At 65.0% G+C, this 18,873-nt stretch carries 15 protein-coding genes; 3 read left to right on the top strand and 12 right to left on the bottom strand.

Annotated features, from left to right (window positions below):
- Window positions 1–181: 181 nt before the first annotated feature.
- The 7 genes from ACZ5V4_RS06340 to ACZ5V4_RS06310 form a co-directional block, all read right to left on the bottom strand.
- The gene (locus ACZ5V4_RS06340; RefSeq protein ID WP_464317335.1) at window positions 182–634 is read right to left on the bottom strand and encodes a hypothetical protein; all 453 of its coding nucleotides are present in this window, start codon (window positions 632–634) and stop codon (window positions 182–184) included.
- 154 nt (window positions 635–788) lie between these two features.
- Window positions 789–1,043 (bottom strand): ribbon-helix-helix protein, encoded by a 255-nt coding sequence (locus ACZ5V4_RS06335; RefSeq protein ID WP_464317334.1) that lies wholly within the window; start codon window positions 1,041–1,043, stop codon window positions 789–791.
- A gap of 14 nt (window positions 1,044–1,057) precedes the next feature.
- Entirely contained in the window at window positions 1,058–1,693 is a 636-nt protein-coding gene (locus ACZ5V4_RS06330; protein ID WP_464317333.1) for an AAA family ATPase, read from the bottom strand.
- A gap of 786 nt (window positions 1,694–2,479) precedes the next feature.
- Window positions 2,480–4,126: a TraI/MobA(P) family conjugative relaxase gene (gene traI, locus ACZ5V4_RS06325; protein ID WP_464317332.1), complete on the bottom strand. Its 1,647-nt coding sequence runs from the start codon at window positions 4,124–4,126 to the stop codon at window positions 2,480–2,482.
- 3 nt (window positions 4,127–4,129) lie between these two features.
- The gene (locus tag ACZ5V4_RS06320) at window positions 4,130–4,477 is read right to left on the bottom strand and encodes a plasmid mobilization protein (protein WP_464317331.1); all 348 of its coding nucleotides are present in this window, start codon (window positions 4,475–4,477) and stop codon (window positions 4,130–4,132) included.
- Between the two features lie 378 nt (window positions 4,478–4,855).
- Window positions 4,856–5,722, bottom strand: a complete 867-nt coding sequence (locus ACZ5V4_RS06315; RefSeq protein WP_464317330.1) for a tyrosine-type recombinase/integrase — start codon at window positions 5,720–5,722, stop codon at window positions 4,856–4,858.
- Between the two features lie 238 nt (window positions 5,723–5,960).
- A complete protein-coding gene (locus tag ACZ5V4_RS06310; RefSeq protein WP_464317329.1) occupies window positions 5,961–6,725 on the bottom strand; it encodes an enoyl-CoA hydratase/isomerase family protein in 765 nt (254 codons plus the stop codon).
- A gap of 180 nt (window positions 6,726–6,905) precedes the next feature.
- Here ACZ5V4_RS06310 and ACZ5V4_RS06305 point away from each other — a divergent pair, with 180 nt between their 5' ends.
- The 3 genes from ACZ5V4_RS06305 to cas1 all read left to right on the top strand — a co-directional run bounded on the left by ACZ5V4_RS06305 (window position 6,906) and on the right by cas1 (window position 11,579).
- Window positions 6,906–10,151, top strand: coding sequence for a BTAD domain-containing putative transcriptional regulator (locus ACZ5V4_RS06305; RefSeq protein WP_464317328.1), 3,246 nt, complete (start codon window positions 6,906–6,908; stop codon window positions 10,149–10,151).
- A gap of 222 nt (window positions 10,152–10,373) precedes the next feature.
- Window positions 10,374–10,544 carry a hypothetical protein gene (locus ACZ5V4_RS06300; RefSeq protein WP_464317327.1) on the top strand — a complete coding sequence of 57 codons (171 nt, stop codon included), beginning with the start codon at window positions 10,374–10,376 and terminating at the stop codon, window positions 10,542–10,544.
- A gap of 78 nt (window positions 10,545–10,622) precedes the next feature.
- Window positions 10,623–11,579 carry a CRISPR-associated endonuclease Cas1 gene (gene cas1, locus ACZ5V4_RS06295; RefSeq protein WP_464317326.1) on the top strand — a complete coding sequence of 319 codons (957 nt, stop codon included), beginning with the start codon at window positions 10,623–10,625 and terminating at the stop codon, window positions 11,577–11,579.
- 25 nt (window positions 11,580–11,604) lie between these two features.
- On the opposite strand, the gene ACZ5V4_RS06290 is transcribed toward cas1, so the two are convergent.
- From ACZ5V4_RS06290 to ACZ5V4_RS06270, 5 genes are all read right to left on the bottom strand, one after another.
- On the bottom strand, window positions 11,605–13,413 hold the full coding sequence (locus tag ACZ5V4_RS06290) for a hypothetical protein (RefSeq protein WP_464317325.1): 1,809 nt from the start codon (window positions 13,411–13,413) through the stop codon (window positions 11,605–11,607).
- A gap of 131 nt (window positions 13,414–13,544) precedes the next feature.
- On the bottom strand, window positions 13,545–14,003 hold the full coding sequence (locus ACZ5V4_RS06285) for a hypothetical protein (RefSeq protein WP_464317324.1): 459 nt from the start codon (window positions 14,001–14,003) through the stop codon (window positions 13,545–13,547).
- 11 nt (window positions 14,004–14,014) lie between these two features.
- The gene (locus ACZ5V4_RS06280) at window positions 14,015–15,337 is read right to left on the bottom strand and encodes a vWA domain-containing protein (protein ID WP_464317323.1); all 1,323 of its coding nucleotides are present in this window, start codon (window positions 15,335–15,337) and stop codon (window positions 14,015–14,017) included.
- Window positions 15,334–16,317, bottom strand: a complete 984-nt coding sequence (locus ACZ5V4_RS06275) for an AAA family ATPase (protein WP_464317322.1) — start codon at window positions 16,315–16,317, stop codon at window positions 15,334–15,336. The genes ACZ5V4_RS06280 and ACZ5V4_RS06275 overlap by 4 nt, the downstream gene beginning before the upstream one ends.
- A gap of 371 nt (window positions 16,318–16,688) precedes the next feature.
- Window positions 16,689–18,863, bottom strand: coding sequence for a cytochrome b/b6 domain-containing protein (locus ACZ5V4_RS06270; protein ID WP_464317321.1), 2,175 nt, complete (start codon window positions 18,861–18,863; stop codon window positions 16,689–16,691).
- Window positions 18,864–18,873: the final 10 nt, after the last annotated feature.

Below are 18,873 nucleotides of genomic sequence, written 5' to 3'. Positions count from 1 at the left end.
GCTGGCTGCTGCTCCAGTCCGTCTAACCTAGTCACAACCTGTGCGAGCTTTGCTGCGGCCTGCTAGCTGAATCCGTTGCGTTCGACGGAGCCGGGCCGTGTACACGGACGACTTTGGGTCATCCCGAATTTGGAGGTCCCTTTCGGGTAGGTGGTCCTGCTGCATTGGTGCTTTATCCCTCTCATGTGACATCCTGCGTTCTGTCCGTGGTAGGCTGACTAAGTGTCTGTTTGAACGTCAGAACAATTTTGTAGTCGCATTTATTCATACACTTTCGGTAAATCTTTTTCCCCTTTGGAGTACCCTCGTGACCACAACACTTGATACTCCCCGACTTTTCACATGTATTAGTGTTGACCATGTCATGCAATATCCAGCCAATTTCAAAACCTCCCCCATAGCACTTGCTGTTTCGACAGCCAATAAACTCGCCCACGTGTTTTTTGTCTGTTGTTACAAATGATCCATATTGCTCATCATCTTTTGGAAAACCACCGACAAATGATATGGTGTATTCAATGCGGATCGTATCTATGGTCGGGTAAGCGCGTTCAAACGTGGTTGCCTCGCCGAAGACATATAATCCGTCATTCACAAAATCTTGAGCTGTAAGCCGCCTGTTCTTGTCACTCATATCGTGCTCCTTCTAAGCCCTGGTGGTTCCAGCACCATCTAGAAAACTCACTCGAATGGTACCCTTTGAAAAAGGATATATCTTGCTGACGACAATCATTACTATCAATACTCTTTCTCCCCATCAGGTTGTCTCGTGCTCTTGGCTTTTCGTGCTATCGTGCTTGATTCTTTTCTTCCCAAGCATCAAGTGCTTGGCGCAGAAGTTCATTCAACTTCAACCCTGCCTCTGCCGCGCGCATCTTGAACCTTCGGCGGAACTCAGCATCCACCTTGAAATTTAGTGGCGAGGAGGACCCCGAAGGAGTATGTTCCGATTCCATCTGCCGGGGGGTAGCGCCAGGGGCTACAGTTGCTTGACCTTTGGTGGCCACCAGTCCGGCGGACAAGGGAGCGGGTTTCTTGGCCATGACTTGTCCTCTTGTTATCTTGTTTTCTTTTTTTCGTTTATTCGTGCTTTACAGAACCGCCAAAGCTCCGCCATCTCCGCCGCTGCCCGTCCGCGCGGGTCGATCTCCATGACCGTGCGGCCATCCACCATCGACGAGGCGTAATCGACGCGGTCAACGATGATCGAGGACGCAACAACTCCATGCTCGGACAAAGCGGCCATGGCCTGCACGGTCAGCCTGGAATTGGTCTTCGCCTGAGTCAAGGCGAAGGCGAACGGGCGGCCCGCGCCTGCGGCCAGTTCCACTGTGGACCCCACGGCCCGAAGGTCGTGTGGGCTCGGCCTGGTCGGTATCAACACGAAGTCCGCCAGGGCGACAACCGCACGGATCGCCTCGGTGATGGCCGGAGGGGTGTCGATAAAGGCATATCGGAACTTGGCCTTGGCCAAGGCCTCCAGTTTGTCTGAAAGCTCCTTCAAAGTCGTGGGCGCGTAGGCGGGCGTTTCCGCCGCACGACCGTTCCACCACGCCGCAAGAGAGGCCTGGGGGTCAGTGTCGATGAGTACGGAAGGGCCGTCCCCGGCCTTCTCAGCCATCACAGCCAGGTGAGCGGCCAGGGTGGTTTTTCCCGCGCCACCTTTCTGGCTAGCAAGAACTATGGTTCTCATTCTTTCTTTCCTTCTTGCGTTCGGGATATTTTCTTCCCGTGGCGTCTTCCGGGTTCTGGGCGATCAGCAGAGTGACCCCGTGCGGATCATCCTGAATGCCAACGAAATGGACGCACTCTGCGGAGTTGTCCAAGGTCCGGAAATAAGCTGTGACCTCCGTTAGTGCTTTCGTTTAAGCACGAAAGCACTATTGCACGAACCGAAAAAGAACGCAAGCACGAAAGAACGAAATCTGCCATGTTCGAAGAGTAGCCCTGACCCGAGCGGTTTTCGGCTTGCCTGCGCTGGCTATCACACGAAAAAATTTCGTGTGTCTCAAAAGAAGTCAAATTTACATATCAATCTGTTTTTACTGTATTTTGCTGGATGGTTTTGATTTGAGCCAGGTGAAAAAGGTTCGCTCGGAATTAATCTTAAAAGAAGAAAAGAAATAATACCCCCTTGCCCCCACGACCGAAGTTTGGTGCCAGGTTTTCGATTTCTCCCCCCTCCCAACCCCCCTCTAAGAGAAAGGCAAGCAAGGATGACCGGCTATGCGCTTCGCGCATGATGCCGGATCATCCAAAGGCAGGCAGCCAGCAGCCTAATGGATGACCGCCTGGCGGCTCGAAGACTCGCACCATGGCGGCTCATCCAAGGCATTTTACGCCAAAAGGAAGAGGAGGAGATTGCGCCAGGAGGCCCCAGGATGCGTTCTGATGGAAAAAGCGAGAGATGGACAGGAGAGTGGGCTAAAAAGGGCTATGCGGGCCTGTGGAGCTGTTCGGGGGATAGGAAGAAAAGGTATTAACGTTCCAGGCCCCGTTCCTTGATCCGCTCCCTCGGCCAATCCCTCGGAATGAACCGGAGAACATTTCCGTCCAGCCCGACCGCCTTGCCCCATTTCGCCTGTGCCAGTTGCAAGGCTGCCCCGCGCGCCTGGTCGTCGTTCATCGAAAACAGGATTTGGCGGCCATCGTCACGGACCATTCCTCCCCCCTGGAGTCGGATCATCACCACGCCCCGGGCGTCGATCTCGCTCGTGAAGCCGCCGAAAACCGTCGGGCCACCCGGTCGCACGCCCTCCAGTTCGGCTAGCTCGCGCGCCTTGGCCAGCACCAAGAGCCCTTGGCGGCCTCGGTTGCTCAAACCGTCTTCCTCCAAAAGCTCTCGCTGCTTGCGCGCCCACTTCTCCTTCACGATCAAGTCTTGGCTTGGGTCCGGAGCGCCGTCTTCAAGGGGCATGTCCTGGCCATCTTTTGATCTGAGTATCCCCAGGGCGGTTGCATGTCCCTGGGAAGCCTGCCACCGGAGGAAGTCTGTCCAAGACGAGTAGGGCGTCTGCTCCCTGACATCCTTCTGGCTCGCCCGGGCGGCCTGCTGGATCGCTAATCGTTCCTCAGCCTCACGAAGCTTGGCTTCCTTGAGCAATCGTCTTCGCTCCCGGCCGATGAATTTTTCCTTGATTTCTCGCCTCTGGGCTTCCCACCGCTCGCTCAAGGCCGCGATCTTCGCCTTTCGCTGGTGGGAGATAGCATCCAGGGCGGCCAACCAGGTCTCCCGCCCAGCCTGATACTCCCGAAACAGCTCGCCGCGTTCCGCGCCTCGATGTAGCGGTTTGGCTCTGTACTGCTCGTCCCCCGGCTTGAGGCTCCTGCCCACCGGCGAGACGTAAGGGCCGAATCGCCGGGTCAGCTTGGTCATGGACATTTCGCGGGCCACCGCGCTGGCCTTCACGTTGTAGCGCTCGTTATGGACATCCTGAAAAACTAAGCCGTTGCCGTGGGGTGTGAGCCGCATCCCAAACCTGGCCAGCTCGCCGTGAAGATCTTCCCAGCTTGAAACGTGGTCCAGGGCCTCCAGGATAATCCCACGTCGCTCTTTGGCGTACCGCTCGAAACTTTCCTGGCCAGTGTGCGCCTCCACCATGGCCGCCAGGTCATGGAGCTGCGGGCCGTCCTTCTGAACTCCCCGGCCGTTGTCGATAGCCAGGCCGAAGCGTCTCTCCAGATCACGGCAAACCAGGTCGCGCTTGTGGAAGTCTCGGAAGGGCTCATGCCGTGTCAATCTCTCCGGGTGGATCATGTTGTAGGCCACGTGCATGTGGAGATTGTTCGTGTTCTTGTGGACACCGCAATGGCGCTGGTGCTCGGCGAACCCTAGAGCCTTGGCGAATTCTTCCTCGATGGCCTTGAACACCTCCGGGGTGAGTCTGGCCTCGTCTTCCGGCCGAAAGCTCACGATAAGATGGTAGGTCTTTTCCTTGGTGCTCCGCCTGTTCATGGCCTGTGTGTCCAAGGCCTCTTGGATGCCCTGGGCATAGTCTTCGCCCAGGCATCCGGCGCACCAGCTCATGAACGATTTCTCGTTTTGATGGTCGGCCGCCGCGATGTAGCGGGCCAAGCGCCGGTAATTATCGTTCTCCGGCTGCTGAGGAACACGACGGCTAATCATGTTTTACGCCAAAGGAAGAAGTAAAATGCGAGCAATGACGGTCTTTAGTTCACTTTGCCTGAACTCGATTTCACGGAGGATGCGCCGAACATCCTGATGCAGGGCAACAAGTGGCCCCTGCTTCTCGGAGAGGCATAGCTTGAAGAGGCCACCCAACCGCCCGAGGTCGGCTTGCGTCTTCATAAGGTCCCGCCGGGTGTGTTGCTTCTCCAGGCTGGGAGTGGGCTGCCCCAGGCAGATGCGTTTGATGTAAGTGGACCTGGTGAGCCCGGCCCGCTCGGCGTGGGCAGAGATTACCGCGTGCTCCTGGGTGTTGACGTAGCAGACTAGCTTTAGCTTTTTTGACGGCATTTCACTGCTCCTAGCGTTGAGCCGAAGGCGAATAAGCCAGCCCCGCAGGGCAGGCAGGTTGTGAGGTGTATACACCTCACCTGTCCTGCTTTCAGACTTACGGATTCAGTCGTGCTTCGTTTCGGATCAAAACTCGTCCCATCAGTCAAGTTTCACAGATTTTCGGAAAATTTCGCAAATTATCACGAGGGATCGCATTAAGTCATAAAAGAGCGGCCAAAGCATTCATGTTTTCAAATGAGTGCTGGATAGAATCCTTTGGACTCCAAAAAAGGATGATCGGCAGGAAACGAAAAAAATCCCATTTATCTTGACAAGAAGCGGGGGGGCAAAATAGAGGCTTCCAAGGGACAGTCCCCCAAAAGCCTCAATTTTTTGCTAGTCTGTAAGATTTTCAAGGCTTTTGACGGCTGTTACTCCTTGGGCTGGAGCTAGGTGAGCGTACCGCATAGTCATCTGGAGCGTGCGATGTCCAAGGAGTTGGCCCACGACTGCTAGCGGAATGCCGTGTTGCACCATCCAGCTCGCAAACGTGTGCCGCAACGTATGAAACACGACTCGTTGACGCCGGTCTGTTGTGTTTTTGTTTAGGCCGCAGGCCTCGACTGCGCGACGGAATATTCTTGTTGCATACTGTATTTGTCTCCCTTGGTCTGTGAAAATGTATTCGCCGCGAATTTTTGCCCTGTTCTTGAGCACGGCTGACGCAACCTTGTTCAGCGGGATGGTCCTGTTCTCACTGTTTTTTGTGTCCAGGACATGAAGTAAGCCGTTCCGCTGGTCGTAATGACAGGGCCGAAGACGGAATAGCTCTCCGGATCGCAGGCCAGTGTGCAGTGCGAACAGTGTGATTTCGTGCCAAAGCTCGGATTGAGTCGAAAGTTGGAAGAGCAACCGTTTGGCTTCGTCTGGGGTTAAGAAGCGCACCCTCCGGTTGTCGAATTTCGGCATGTCAAATGAGGGGAGGCGTTCATTCGTTAGCCCCCATTCGACTGCTCTTTGTAAAACTCGTCTCAACAACGACATGCAGTGCATGATTGTTTGAGGGCTGAGCCGTTTATGTGTTAATGCGATTCGGAACTCCAAGAGGGATTTGGCTGTGATGTCTTGAATGGTGCAGTCTGGCCCGAAATGGGTTAGTACATGTAAATTCCAACGCCCCGTCTCGACGCTGCGTGAACGCTTTGAGGAGTTGGAAAGTACAAGTTGGGAATACAGATTCCACGCCTCTGAGATTGACGCCATACCACTACTCCTTTATGATGAAGTTTCAAGGTTATGGCAAAGAGACAGATGGAAGGACAGAAGTAAGGGAATACAGGACAAGCGATGATTACACCCGTGACGGCGGCCTCTCACGCCGCTAACAGGGGTTCAAATCCCCTTGGGGACGCCACTCAAACAAATCGCGGTAAGTGTCTGACAGCACTTACCGCGTTTTCGTTTTTCCGCCTTTCGCCTTCGGGCAAGTCCCCTCCGGCTGCTATCCGCCGCACTTGCCCAACAGCGACAACTGCCTGGCGATGATCGCGTCCTCGAGTTGCAGCACCCGGCGAAGCTCCACGGTGTTGCCCTTGAAGATCTTGCGCAGCCCCAGGAGCGTCCCCAGCCTGCCGCGCCTGCACTCGTTGGTCAGCTCCATGGCTTCGCGCTCCAGGTCGGCCACGGGGATGACGCTGTCAACCAGCCCCAGGTCGAACGCCTCCTCGGCGGTAATGCGTTCGCGCAGGAGCACCTCGAAGGCCTGGTCGAAGCCGATCAGGCGGGGCATGAAGTACCCGCAGGCCTTGCTGATCACGCCGTGCTTCATGTTCGTGTTGGTGAACAGCGTGCCCGTGGTGACGATCCTGTAGTCGAAGGCCAGGCTGATGTTCAGGTTGAAGAACGAGATGTTGCCGGAGCCCGCGTACACTGTGGTGTGCTTCATCTCCGCGAGCGCGATCACCAACTCGTTCACCACGCTGGTGAGCCTGTTGAGCAGTTTGTTGTCCCTTCCCGGTTCCGCGGCCTTGCGGAGGAAGTCCGCGCTCTCCCCGTGGGCGTCGTCCTCCGAGCCGTTGAACAGCAGCATGGTGTCGAAGAGCTTGCTGCGTATCGACTGGGCCAGGAACTCGTGGAACACGAAGACCTGGTCGATCTCGTCGACCATTTTTATGAACTGCTTCTTCTGGTTGATGACGAGCACGTTGCCCTCGATGCGCGACGAGAACATGGTGTTGTCGATCTTGAAGTCGCTTGCGTAACTCATGGGCGTGCCTCCTGAAGGGATCGGCGTTGTGAGCCATCGGTGCTGGAAATTTGTTAGATTGCTAATATTTAGTTTGCTAGCGTTTGTCAACCCCGCCAGGTCCGGGGCATTTTGGCGTTGCTGTCCTCCGGGTGCAATGTTAAGCAAAATCAAGCAGTACGTCTTTCTCTGGAGTCTGACGTGCACGTCCGGGCCGACAAGTTTTTCCCGCCCCAGGTGGACACCCCCCGATTCCTTTTCCGGGAGCGGGTGGTTGGCGGACTGCTCCTGCGTTGCGGCCCGCGCAAGCCGCTCATCGTCTTCGAGGCCCAGGCGGGCCAGGGCAAGACCACGGTCATCAGGCAGTTCCTCGACCGCAAGGCCTGGGCCTCGGCCTGGTTCCAGACCGGCCCCGAGGACGCGGACCCGGCCTTCTTCCTGCTGGCCGTCCAGGCCTGCCTGGCGCGGGCGCTGCCGGGCTGCCCCCAGGCCCTGAGCCGGGCGGGGCTCACCGGCGGCGGCATCGTCCCGGCGGATCTCCCCAAGCGCATCGACCTGCTCCTGAACACGCTGCGGTGCTGCCTGAAGCACGACCTGTACCTGGTTTTCGACGATCTGCACAACCTGCTGGCCTCGGAGCCCAGCCTGTTCATCCTGGACTACCTGGTGCGGAACGCCCCGCCGCGTCTGCACTTCATCCTCTCCTCGCGCGAGCCCCTGCCCCTGAAATCCCTGCAACCTACGCCCGGCGGGCGCGGCCGCGTAGCCGTGGGCAACAGGGACCTGGCCCTGGACGAGAACGAGGTGGCGGATTTCTTCCAGCACGTGCTGGGCCTCTCCCCGCCGCAGGACGCCGTCCGGCGCGTGTCCTCCAGCACGGACGGCTGGGTCATGGGGGTGCTGCTGCTCGGGCTCCAGATGGCGCAGCGCCACGGCGACCCTCTGGGCGCATGGGGCGCCCTGGACGGCGAGGCGGACATGGTCGGCTACTTCCGGCGCACGGTCTTCGCCACCCTGGAGCCGGAGCTGCACAGGCCCCTGTCCGTGCTGTCGCTCCTCGAGGAGATCCCGGTGGAGCTGGCCCTGAGCCTGACCGGCGAGCCCTCCATGGGCGATGCCCTGGCCAGGCTCGCCCGCCGCAACGTCTTCATCCGCCGTCTGGACAAGGACTCGACCATCTACGGCCTGCACCACCTCTTCCGGCAATTCCTGCGCGAAAAGGCACGGGCCGAGATGAGCCGGGAGGAACTCAGGCGGGTGGCGCGGGAGGCCGGGCTCTTCTTCGCGGCGCGCGGAAACCCTGGCAGGGCGCTCAGCTACCTGCTTCAGGCCGGGGACTACGCGGGCATGGAGGAGGTGCTGCGCGAAAGCGGCACGGCCATGCTGGCCGCCAACCAGACCGCCACCCTGGCCTCGGTGATCGGCGAGGTTCCGGAAGCGGAGCTCTCCGGGCTGGGCTGGGCCGGGTTCTACCTGGCCCTGGCGCACCTGGATTTCGCCCCGGCCAAGGCCTTGCCGCTCCTCTCGAGGGCGCTGGAGGCCTTCTCGGCCAGGGGCGACGAGCGCGGAGAGTTGCTCTGCCTCGCGCACATCATCTCCATCCACATCACCACCACCGGGCACTACCGCGAGGGCGAGGGACTGCTGGCCCGGGCCGAGGCGCTTTTCTCGCGCCTGTCCGGCGCGCTGGACGCTCCCTCCACGGTGCTGCTGGCGGGCAGCCTGGCCACGGGGCGCTGCATCTTCCTGGCCGACACAGCCACGGCCACGCGCTACGCGGAGCTGGCCCTCACCCTGGCCAGGCGGGAGGGGCTGGTCAATTTCGAGGCGGGGCTGCTCATGGTCATGGGCTACATCCACATCTTCGCGGGCCGCCTCTCGCTGTCCCGCCAGTGGCTGGAGCAGGCTTCCGAGATCGCGCAGCGCCCGGAGGTGGGTTCGTTCAACAGGCTGGCCATCCGGATGATGCTCTTCAACTTCCTCTTCCACGACGGGGAGTTCGCGGACTACTTCGACCAGAAGGACAGGCTCGTCGCGGACATGGGCAATACCCTCTTCTCGCAGTCCATCGCCGGGCCGTTCTGCTTCGTCTGGGAGATGGACATAGCCATCAACCAGGGCCGCTTCGAGCACGCCCTGGACCTTGGCGACCTGGCCCTCCAGACGCCTCTCGGCCCGCACCTGCGCAGCCAGGTGCTGCAACTTAAGGGGGTGGCCCTGGCGCTCTCCGGCCAGCGCGGCGAGGCCCTGGAGGCGGCCCGGGAGTCCGCCGTGCTGCGCGGCCAGGCGGGCGGGCTCTACTTCGTGGCCGCGAGCAAGCTGATCGCGGGCCTGACCATGGGCTTGTGCGGGCGCGCAGCCGAGGGAATCGAGGAGATCACCCGGGGCATCGGGCTGGCCAGGCGCATGCCCACGGCCTACCTCGAATCCTGCGGGCTCATGCACCGGGGCTGGATCAACCTGCGCGAAGGGGACCGCGCCGCCGCCCGCGAGGACATCGGGGCAGGGCTCGGGCTCATGCGCCGCAACGGCTACCGGCATTTCTGGGCCTGGGCTCCCCAGGCCGTCAGGCAGACCCTGGGCTTCGCCGTGGCCCAGGGCGTGGAGGCGGCCTACGCCCGGGCCCTGGCCGGAAGCCGGGCGGCCCTGGCCCTCGGGGACGACGGCGAAGAGGTCGAGCTGCTTGAATTCCGCACCCTGGGCGGGTTCACCATTCTTTACCGGGGCGCGCCGCTCCTGCCCGCCGAGGCCCTGACCCCGGCGCAGCGGGAGCTTCTCTGCCTGCTGCTGGCCTCGCCCGGGCTCAAGCTCAGCCAGGACACGGCCCAACTCCATTTCTGGCCCGACAGCCCGCCCCGGGCGGCCAAGGCCAAGTTCGACACCATGGTCTCGCGCCTGCGCAAGACCCTGGCCGAAGCCCTGCCCGGCGGCGTGGCCCACTGCTACCTCAACCGGGACAGGGGCATCCTCTGGTTGGCCAACTGCCGGGTGGACGCCCTGGACTTCCTGGCCGCCGCCAACAAGGGCATGGAGCATCTGCGCCTGCAGGAACACTGGCAGGCGGGCAACGCCTTCACCCGGGCCGAGGCTTTGTGGCAGGGGGAATTCGCGGCCGGCATCACCGGAGACGACCGGGTGCGCGCCCTTCGCGACGGCCTGGCCTCCGCCCTGACGCGGGCGGCCCTGGCCTGGTGCTTCCGGCTGGCCGGGGCGGGGCGCATGCGGTCCGCGCTGGGCCTGGCCGAAAAGGCCCTCGGCGCGGACCCGCTGAACGACTCCCTCTGGGCGCTCCTCTACCGCCTGCACGGCAGGCGCTCCGCCATCGGGGCCCGGCAGGTGCTGGAGCGCTTCGCCAAGCTCCTTCGCGCCGAGGACTACCCCGAGGGCGAGATCGCGGCCATGCTCAAGGCCGTGGCGTGCGCGCCCCCGGACTCCTTGCCCTGCTGATCCGCCAGGCGCGGCCCTTGAATCCTGGTTCTTCTGTAGGTCGCTGTAATATTTGTATTTAATTTTGATCCACGTTTTTCTTTCCACCCTCCCGCCGGTAAGGAAAATGTCAGGGGCCCCTTGCTAGCCTGCGCGCGTCAGAGCGGTTTCCGGCTCCGCGCCGGGCTTGCGTACCCACGGCCCGCCGCCCAGTAACGAGCAAAAGCAGTGCGGGCGTACATCATGCGTGAAATTCTTCCGGTCCTGTTCGCGGTTGCGGCGTTGGTCCTCGCGTTCCTCTTCGTCCGGCGGCGCTTCCAGCCGAGGCTGCCGAAGCGCCAGGGTGTGTCGATCGATTTCGACACCTACAAATACCGGGAAGAGAGCGAACGCCAGGTCCGCAACGGCTGGTAGCCCCCCGTCAACGTTCCCCGACGCATCCGGGCCCCGGATGATTCCGTCAATGTGCGGCGCAAGCCGCGAGGAGGTCGCATGTCCGGTTTGGTCGTGAGTCACGAGGCCAGGCAATCGCTTCCCGCAAAGCCCATGGGCGGCGTGCGCGCGGCGCTCCTGCGCGCCAAGGGGCTCGCCTGGCGGCGCGACGCAGCCGGGGCCGGGCCGGGCCGGGTCCTCGCCCGCCGCGCGGAGGGGGGCGCCCCCTTCGAGCCGCCGAGCGTATTCTTGCTCAAGCGTCAGTTCGACCTGGTGGAGAACGAGCCCTTCCGCGCGGGGCTGGCCAGGGGCATGGTGATGGGCAGGCTCATGAACATGGCCTGGTTGCTCGCGCGCATCAGCCGGGCGCGAAACGTCAGGGAGACCGGGGTGCTCGCGCAGGAGGTGCGCGGCTGGGCCGAGGTGGCGGGCGACGCCACGGACCTGCTCACGCTGCGCGGCGTGGCCGGGGAGGCCGGGGCGCGCTACTACCTTGGGCTTCGCCACGGCCTGTCCGAGGGTCACGGCTTCACCCGCCGCGACCGGCGCATCGGGGCCGACCCGGTGAACGTGGTGATCTCGCTCCTCTGCATGTTCGCGGCCAGGCAGGCCTTCGCGGCGCTCAAGTCCGCGGGCCTGGACCCCCGCCCCGGGGTCCTGCACGACCTGGACGACGCCCGCCCGGCCCTGGCCCTGGACCTGGCCGGGGAGTTCACGCCCCTGGTGGCGGACAGGCTGGCCCTGTCGCTCTTCAACCAGGGCGTGGTCGGCCGGGGTGACTTCCTGCCGGGGCTCGCCGGGATGTTCCCGGAGTGGGGCGCAAGCCCCGAGAGGCTCACGCCCGCAGCGCTGCGGCGGGTGTCCAGGGCCTTCGAACGCAGGATGGAGACGCCGATGCTCACGGGCTGCGGGGGCGAGCGCATGAGCCCCCGCCAGGCCATGGCCTCCCAGGCCAGGCAGCTGCGCCGGGCCATGGAGGGGGACATCCGGCTCTACCGGCCCATGGTCCTGGAGTGAGGCGGGGGGAGGCAGCCCAGCGCACTCATTTCAGGGTCATCAGCGCGCCGCTGCCGTGGATGAAGCGGATGTCGAAGAGCCTTGCGTACTCGTCGCCGTCGAAGGGGTAGATGCGGGCGTTCACCAGGATCATGGACGCGCCGTAGCCGCGCAGCACCTCCGCCAGACGTTCCTGGGGCAGCAGGCGCATGGGGTCCTCGGGCCGGGTCATGTGCGTGTAGCGCCCGGGGCCGACCCAGTCGCCCACCACCAGCCCCTTGAAGAAGTACACCCCGTTCTCGAAGCCCATCTGGACCATGCGCGGCCCGAACTGGGGGATGAGCGTGTTGGCCACGTGATAGTGCAGGTAGCCCTGCTGGACGTGCAGATCGATGTTCCAGGTGAGCACGTGCCGCCTGGCGTCGCCGTAGCCTTGCCAGGCCAGCGGCGCGAGCGCAGCCAGGCAGGCCGCCGAGGCGAGCGCCGGGCTTGGGAGCCTCGGCCAGCGAGCCGCGAGCGGGCGCGTGAAGCGGTTGGCCACGAGCCCCCAGGCGAAGTGCGCGGCGAGCAGGCTGCCCGGGGCGTACACCGGGGCAAGGTAGCGCGCCACCTGCGAGGAGTAGAGCCAGAAGAGGAAGCACGCGGCGAAAAAGAACCTGAGCGTGTTCAGCGCGCGCTGGCCCCTGCGCGCGCCAAGAAGCGACAGGAGCGCCAGGGCGAACACCGACACCCCGGCCTTAAGGAGCGCGGGCCAGAGCGCGAGCAGGCCTCCGGGCACGCCGTGGGTGGCCTGCTCGGCCTTCACGCCGGCCAGGTCGTCCGCGCTCCAGAGGTAGTAGCCGAAGAAATCCCCGCCCAGAGGCGTCAGCGGGTCGCCCGCGATGATCGCGTTGCGCGCGTACCACCAGCACCCGGCGGCCAACGCCGCCAGCAGGAAGGGCAGCGCGGCCTTGCGCTCCCGGCCCAGGGCCAGGATGAAGAGCGCGACGACGGCCATCACCGCGATCCCGGAATACTTGGCGCCCATGGCCATGCCCGCGAAAAGCCCGGCGGTCAGGATCCAGCCCTTTCCGCCCTTTTCCATTGCCTGCCAGACGGCCACGGCCAGGACCGCGGCCCAGCAGAAGAGCGAGAAGCCGCTGTCCACGTAGGCGTAGCCCAGAAACTGGGTGACCGGCTTGAGCGAAAAAAGCGCCAGCACCGCGAGCCAGCCCGGCAGAACGGACCCGCGCAGCCAGATCCCCGCGCCCACGAGCCCGAGAGAGGCGACGAAGAGCGGCGCGGTGGCGATCATCTGCGCCAGGATGTCCCCGCCGAGCATCAGCCCGAGCGCGAGGAGCAGGTTCACGTTGTGCGAAAACAGCGGGAAGCGCAGGTACTCGTTCACGGCCAGGCCGTGGTGCTCCAGGTAGAAGCGGGCCACGGGCAGGTGGTAGCTGGTGTCGTCCCAGCTTCCGGGGGCCTTCACCGCGGCGAAGGCCAGGACGAGGAACAGGCACGCGGCGCAGAGAAGGTCGAGGGCTCCGGCTGGTCCGGGCCGTTTGGGGGCTTCCGTCCCGGGCAGGCGCGCGAGGGTGAGGGCCGAGGCCCCGGCCAGGATGAGCCCGGCCGCGCCCACGCCCAAGGGGGTGAGCATCCCCGTGGCGCTCAGGGCGAAGAGCGCGCAGACAGTCGCGGACATCCCGGCCGTGATCGCGAAGAACCAGCGCAGCCAGGGGTTGGCGGCACCGTCTGGGGGGGCGTCCCAGAGTTTCAGCAGGCGCGCGAGGGCGTGGCCGCACAGGGCGCAGAAAAGCGTGAACGCGGCCAGCGTGAGCGTGCCGGTGAGGATATGGAGGTTGGTGACGTTCTGCATCCGGCCTGCCTCGCCTGGGACCTTCGGCGCTCGAAGGCACCGGGTGGTCCGCCGGACGGGAATCTATCCGCGAGCGGCCACGGCCTGTCAACCCGGCGAGGGCCGGCTGGCCCGCGTTCGAGCGGCGAGGCCTATCCGGCCAGGCTCAGGAGGCGGTCGGCCAGGAGAGCGGGCGCGAGCCTGCGCTTCATGGAGGCGGACACGGCCACCTCGCCGCGCTCGTCCATGGGCTCGCTCTCGTGGGCCGCGTTCAGGGCCAGTTCGAAGGCCTCGCGCAGAAGCTCGAAGGACTCCTCCACCTCGGGGTAGAGGTTGTCCTCGCGCCAGGGCAGGCGAAGCGCCTGGCCGTGCTTGCCGCGCGCATGCCCCGGGGTCTCGAGCCGGTAGCGTCCGGCCGGGGCGGCCCCGGCGCGCTCGAACTCGTGGGGGTAGCAGTGGGGCTGCCAGGAGGAGGGCGGCTCCGGGATGGTCGACTCCACCCGGACCATGGGCAGGGCCAGGGCCTTCTCGAACCCCTCCAGCACCACCTGGTAGGTGAGCACGGGGCGCAGGTTGCCGCGTTTTTTTTCGATGTTCCAGGTGATGCGCATAGTTTGCTCCTTCAGCGCAGGCGCAGGACTTCCCCGAAGGGCGGCTGGCCCTGGGCGCGCCCGGGCACGGCCCAGAGCACGGGGTAGGCCGGAGGTTCGGGGTAGCGGTCGCATTCGAGGTCGGTCAGGTAGATCAGGCAGGCCGGGCGCGCGCCGTCGTCCTCCACGCGCGCGAACACGGGGCGGTAGTCGGTCCCGCCGCCGCCCTGGGGGGCCGGGGCGTCCAGGCGGTCCGCCCGGGTGAGCACCACGGGCTCGCCCGCTTGGGCGTCGCAGCAGTAGAGGAAGAGCCTCGTGTCGCAGGCCGCGAGCACGGCTTCGAACTCCGAAAAGAACGCGCGCAGGAGCCCGTCGTCCACCGAGCCCGAGGTGTCCACGGCCAGGATGACGTCGCCGAGGGCTATGGCGCGCGGCGAGGGCAGGCAGAGCCCGGCGTGGGCGTGGCGACGGCTGAGCGGGGACCAGCTGTAGTCGTTCACGGCGCGCTCCAGCACGAAGCGCCTGAGCAGTTCGGCCCAGTCCAGGCAGGGGCTGGAAAGCTCGCCCAGCAGGCGGATGAGCCCGGCGGGCAAGTCGCCCATGTCGGCGCTGGCGCGCAAGGACTGGCTCACGTCCTGGCGCACCTTGGCGGCAAGGTCGTTTCGCGTGGACGGGGACGGATCGCCCGAAAGCCCGGGATGGTCGCGCACTTCGCCAGCCAGGGGCGCGTCCTCGCCGCCGGAGGCTCCCTGGCCTTGCCCCGCGCCCGAGGCCTGGGCCTTGCGCCTGTCCTCGCCCTGGCCGTCGCCGCCCGGGGCGCTGGACGAAGGCCTTGCCTGGGCCGCCTCCACGGGCGCGCCCTTGTCCTGCGTTCCTTTCGCGTCGCCGCCGAACTCTTGCGGGGTGGCGTCCCCGCCGCCGCCCAGGCCGTCGCCTTTCTCGTCCAGGCTCCCAAGCAGCGCGGCGTAGACCGCCTCGGCGGGTTTCCCGCGCTGGGCCTTGTCCACGGGGTAGCCCCCGGGCAGGGTGAACCCCGCGTCTTTCAAGAGGCCGTTGATGGCCAGGTCGCAGGCGCGGTTCCACAGGCCGGGGTCGCGCTCTCCCCGGCGCAGGTGGTGCTCGCAGGCCAGGTGCAGGATGGCGTGGGCCAGCATGGCCGCGATCTCGTGTTCGTCGCGGCCGGAAAGCGCGCGCGGGTTGAAGCCGAGGGTCACGCCGTCGGTCCAGAGGTCGGCGCAGTTCTCGTCGCGCACGAAATCAAGGCGCAGGGCCATGGACCCGAAAAAGGGGTGGCCCAGCAGAAGCTCGGCCCTGGCCCGGGTGAGGGCCAGTTCGGCGCGGCCCGGCCCCGTCACGCGAAGACCTCGGCGTTGTCGCGCGCCCAGGCCGCGAAGGCCTCTGTGCGGGCTGTCTCCCGGTCGTTGCGCACGGCGTCGCGCATGAGCAGCACGCCGAACTCCACGGGCAGGCGCGAGGCGTAGCGCGCCAGCGCGGGCATGGTGGCCGGGCTCGCCCTGCGGCCCAGGGCCTCGCAGATGGCGTAGGCCACGGCCGGGTCGGAGGGGGCCGGGGCCGTGTCCGGCGAGGCCAGCACGGCGTCGGTGTCGGGGAGTTCCCGGAAGGCCTTGAGGAAGGCCGCGAATTCGAGCGCCGCGCCGTCGCCCACGGCCCCGCGCAGAAGCTCGGCCTCCACGCAGGGGTCGGGCGCGGCCCCGATCATGGCCGAGACGAACTCCCACGAGCGCGGCGTGGGGAAGGAGCGCGCGGCGCGGGCAGGGTCGAAGTCGTGCAGCAGGGTCGGGCGGAAGCGCAAAAAGGCGATCACCTCCGGGCGGATGCCCGCACTCGCGGCCCAGGCCGCCCAGTCGTCCAGGTCGGGTTCGAACTCCAGGTGCACGAAGCGGTTGGCCAAGGCCGTGGGCATGCGGTGCGTCACGGCGCGGTCCTGGTCGCGGTTTCCGGCCGCGAGCACGCTCCAGCCCTCGGGCAGGCGGTATTCGCCCAGGCAGCGGTCCAGGATGAGCTGGTAGCAGGCCGCTTGGACAAGCGGCGGGGCCGTGTTCAGCTCATCCAGAAAGAGCACGCCCCGGCCCGAGGCGGGCAGGAAAGCGGGCGGCCGCCAGTGGGTGCGGCCGTCGGCCTCGGGGAAGGGCAGGCCGCGCAGGTCCACGGGGTCCAAAAGCACGGCGCGGATGTCCAGGAGGTCGAGGCCGAGGGCTCGGGCGGTCTGGGCCACTATCTGGCTCTTGCCTACGCCCGGCGGTCCCCAGAGGAACGCGGGCTGGCGGATGGGGATCAGGGTCTTCAGGGCCGATGCGATCTGGGACGGGGTCACGTCTTGGAAGCCTCCGGGAAAGATGCCCGTATGCGGGTGGCCTACTGATAATGATATTGAAAATCATTGTCAACAAAACGCCGCGAAGCTTCCAGTGAAAGACTCGCGGCTGAAACGGGTCCCGGAAACGAAGTCCCCTGGCGGGAGAGGCTTGGGAAGGGCAGCGCCCTCTCCGATTCATTTCTTGGATTTCCCCCGCTTCCCCGGGCCCGCAAGCGGGGGATTGCGGGCACCGGGGGGCAAGGAGGTCGTGAGGTGATGCGACCGTATGTTGCGTATTACGTATTATTAAAATGTAACACAGTCAATACGCAAAAAGGCCCGGCGCGAAGTTCGCAAAGTCGCGCCGGGCCTGCTCCGATCCGATCCCCTTACTTGTTCCCGGGCTTTTCCTCACCGGCGCGCCACTCGCTGTGGTGCTCCCTGGCCCAGGCCCGGCTGACCTTGCCGTCCACCAGCACGCGCCAGGTGCCGGGGTTGGCGATGGTGCCCAGGTAGGCATGGGCCAGCACGCAGGCCACGAAGAGCACGCCGCATACGCCGTGCGCGGCCGAGAGCACGAGCGCCGTGTTCGCGCCCAGGGACTCCTTCCAGATGAGCGGCGCGCCCGTGGCGGCCATGGCCAGGGTCAGGGCGAGCGAGAGCCAGAAGAAGACCTTCTGCCCCGCGTTCAGCCGTCCGGCAGGGGCGTGCGCCGCGCCCTCTCGCTTGCCCAGGTAGCCGCCGCGCAGGGCGAACCACTTGGAGTCGTACTTCGTGAAGCGCGCGTCGCGCCACCAGAGGGCCAGGCTGGCGAGCCCTGCCGCCGTGAACACGAATCCGGCCGCCCAGTGCCACGCGGCGGCGGCCTTGTAGGAGCCGAAGAGCGCGGCCGCCAGGGTGGAGTTGTTCACAAAGAACACGTACCCGGTCACGGCCAGCACGGCGAAGCTCGCCATGCGGGCCAGGTGCGTCCAGCGCTCGGAGAGGCTGAAGCGTTCGATCTCGCCGGGCTCGTGGCGCATGTCCAGGCCCTTGGGGCCCTGGCCGGTGTAGTGCAGCGTGAGCATAAACGCGACGATAAGGATCATCCAGCTGCCGTAGGGCACGATGGCGGCCTGATAGGCGTTCTGCACGGCCAGCGCGCCCTGGCCGATGCCGAGGAGCTTCGCGTTGGTGGTGCGCACGGGCTTGCCGTCCGGGCCGAACATGTCCGTGACCATGCGCCCGGCGAACATGTTGCCGGTGTCCGAGTGGCAGTCGCGGCAGCCGCCGGAGCCCAGGGCCAGCTTGGCCGGGGCCACGTTGTGGTTGATGTTGAAGCCCTCGCCGTGCCCGACCCAGGTGTCGTCCTTGCGGGTGACCACCTTGCCGTCCGGGCCGAGCGTGTGGATCTCGCCGCCCTTGTGGTAGACGGGCGCGACGGCCTTGAAGCGCTGGTTGCCCTCCAGGGCCTTGGAAAGGGCCGCGAGCATCACGGCGATGTCCTCGGGCGTGTGCAGCTCGGGCTTGTTCGGGGCCTTGGCGTCCTTGATTCGCGGCGCGGCCAGGTCCCAGCCCTTCTTGAGCTCGCGCATGAAGAGCGGGTAGTACGCGCCGTCGGCGTCGCGGTTGGTCCAGGTGACCACCAGGAGCGGGTTCACGGGCGTGATCTGCCCGCGCTTGACCAACTGCTGGCGCGGCTCCCACTTGAACTCGGCCCCCATGGCCTTGGCCCCGATCTTGGGGTAGTTGACCATGTTGCCCGTGGTCACGTCGAAGCCCTCGCCCCCGGCCCTGGACAGGAAGGGGATGTGGCAGCCTTCGCAGGCGATCTTCTCCAGGTGGCTGGGGCGCACGCCTGCGTGTTCGGGCCTGGGCGCGCCCATGTAGCCGGTGGTGTGGCAGTCCGCGCACTTGCGCATGGTGTTGTCCAGGTCGTCGCGCACCGTGGACACGTTCTCCTCGCCCTTGGCGAAGTTGTGGTCCTTGCCGCCCGGGTGGCAGCTCACGCAGGACATGCCGCGCAGGTTGTGCACGTCGTGGTTCACGCGGTCGTCCCAGGAGAAGCCGCGCTTCTTCATGTCGGACATGCCGTGGCAGAACACGCAGTTCTCGCTGGGCGGGGTGTCGGTGAGGGGGACGACCGCCTTGCCGTCCTGGTTGAACAGGCGCAGGTTGTAGGCGACCTTGGGGTCCTGGCCCTCGTCCACGAAACCAGAGACGAGCCCGAGCCCGGAGGCGGCGGTGGCCGCCCAACGGAAGTTTAGCTTTTTCAGCTGCTTGTTGCGCTCCTTAAAGTCGTAGCCAGGCAGGTGGCAGATGAAGCAGTCGGCCTCCACCACGCCGGTCTTGTCCCAGCGGCTCTTGAAGTAGTCGCCGTCCAGGGTCGCGGCCAGTGCGGGGTCGCCCTTGAGGCGCGCGTCGTAGCGCTTGCCGTCGCGGTCGAACTCCAGCCCGCCGCCGCCCGGGTGGCAGCCGCCGCAGCCGGGCACGCCCATGTTCTTCTCGTCCTTCTCGCCCGCCGCCGCGAACATGAAGGGGGTCATGTCGATCTGGTCGGGGTTGTCGTTGCGCTTCTTCGCCAACTGGCGAAAG

The sequence above is a fragment of the Fundidesulfovibrio sp. YSD1 genome (assembly GCF_055397115.1).
Note: the sequence above shows the minus strand (reverse complement) of the source record. Positions and strands in the feature narration are given on the sequence as shown.

Bases quoted from the DNA above. Each gene is read 5' to 3' on its own strand.
- ACZ5V4_RS06340 (WP_464317335.1), bottom strand. From the start codon at position 634: ATGAGTGACAAGAACAGGCGGCTTACAGCTCAAGATTTTGTGAATGAC.
- ACZ5V4_RS06335 (WP_464317334.1), bottom strand. From the start codon at position 1,043: ATGGCCAAGAAACCCGCTCCCTTGTCCGCCGGACTGGTGGCCACCAAA.
- ACZ5V4_RS06330 (WP_464317333.1), bottom strand. From the start codon at position 1,693: ATGAGAACCATAGTTCTTGCTAGCCAGAAAGGTGGCGCGGGAAAAACC.
- traI (WP_464317332.1), bottom strand. From the start codon at position 4,126: ATGATTAGCCGTCGTGTTCCTCAGCAGCCGGAGAACGATAATTACCGG.
- ACZ5V4_RS06320 (WP_464317331.1), bottom strand. From the start codon at position 4,477: ATGCCGTCAAAAAAGCTAAAGCTAGTCTGCTACGTCAACACCCAGGAG.
- ACZ5V4_RS06315 (WP_464317330.1), bottom strand. From the start codon at position 5,722: ATGGCGTCAATCTCAGAGGCGTGGAATCTGTATTCCCAACTTGTACTT.
- ACZ5V4_RS06310 (WP_464317329.1), bottom strand. From the start codon at position 6,725: ATGAGTTACGCAAGCGACTTCAAGATCGACAACACCATGTTCTCGTCG.
- ACZ5V4_RS06300 (WP_464317327.1), top strand. From the start codon at position 10,374: ATGCGTGAAATTCTTCCGGTCCTGTTCGCGGTTGCGGCGTTGGTCCTC.
- cas1 (WP_464317326.1), top strand. From the start codon at position 10,623: ATGTCCGGTTTGGTCGTGAGTCACGAGGCCAGGCAATCGCTTCCCGCA.
- ACZ5V4_RS06290 (WP_464317325.1), bottom strand. From the start codon at position 13,413: ATGCAGAACGTCACCAACCTCCATATCCTCACCGGCACGCTCACGCTG.
- ACZ5V4_RS06285 (WP_464317324.1), bottom strand. From the start codon at position 14,003: ATGCGCATCACCTGGAACATCGAAAAAAAACGCGGCAACCTGCGCCCC.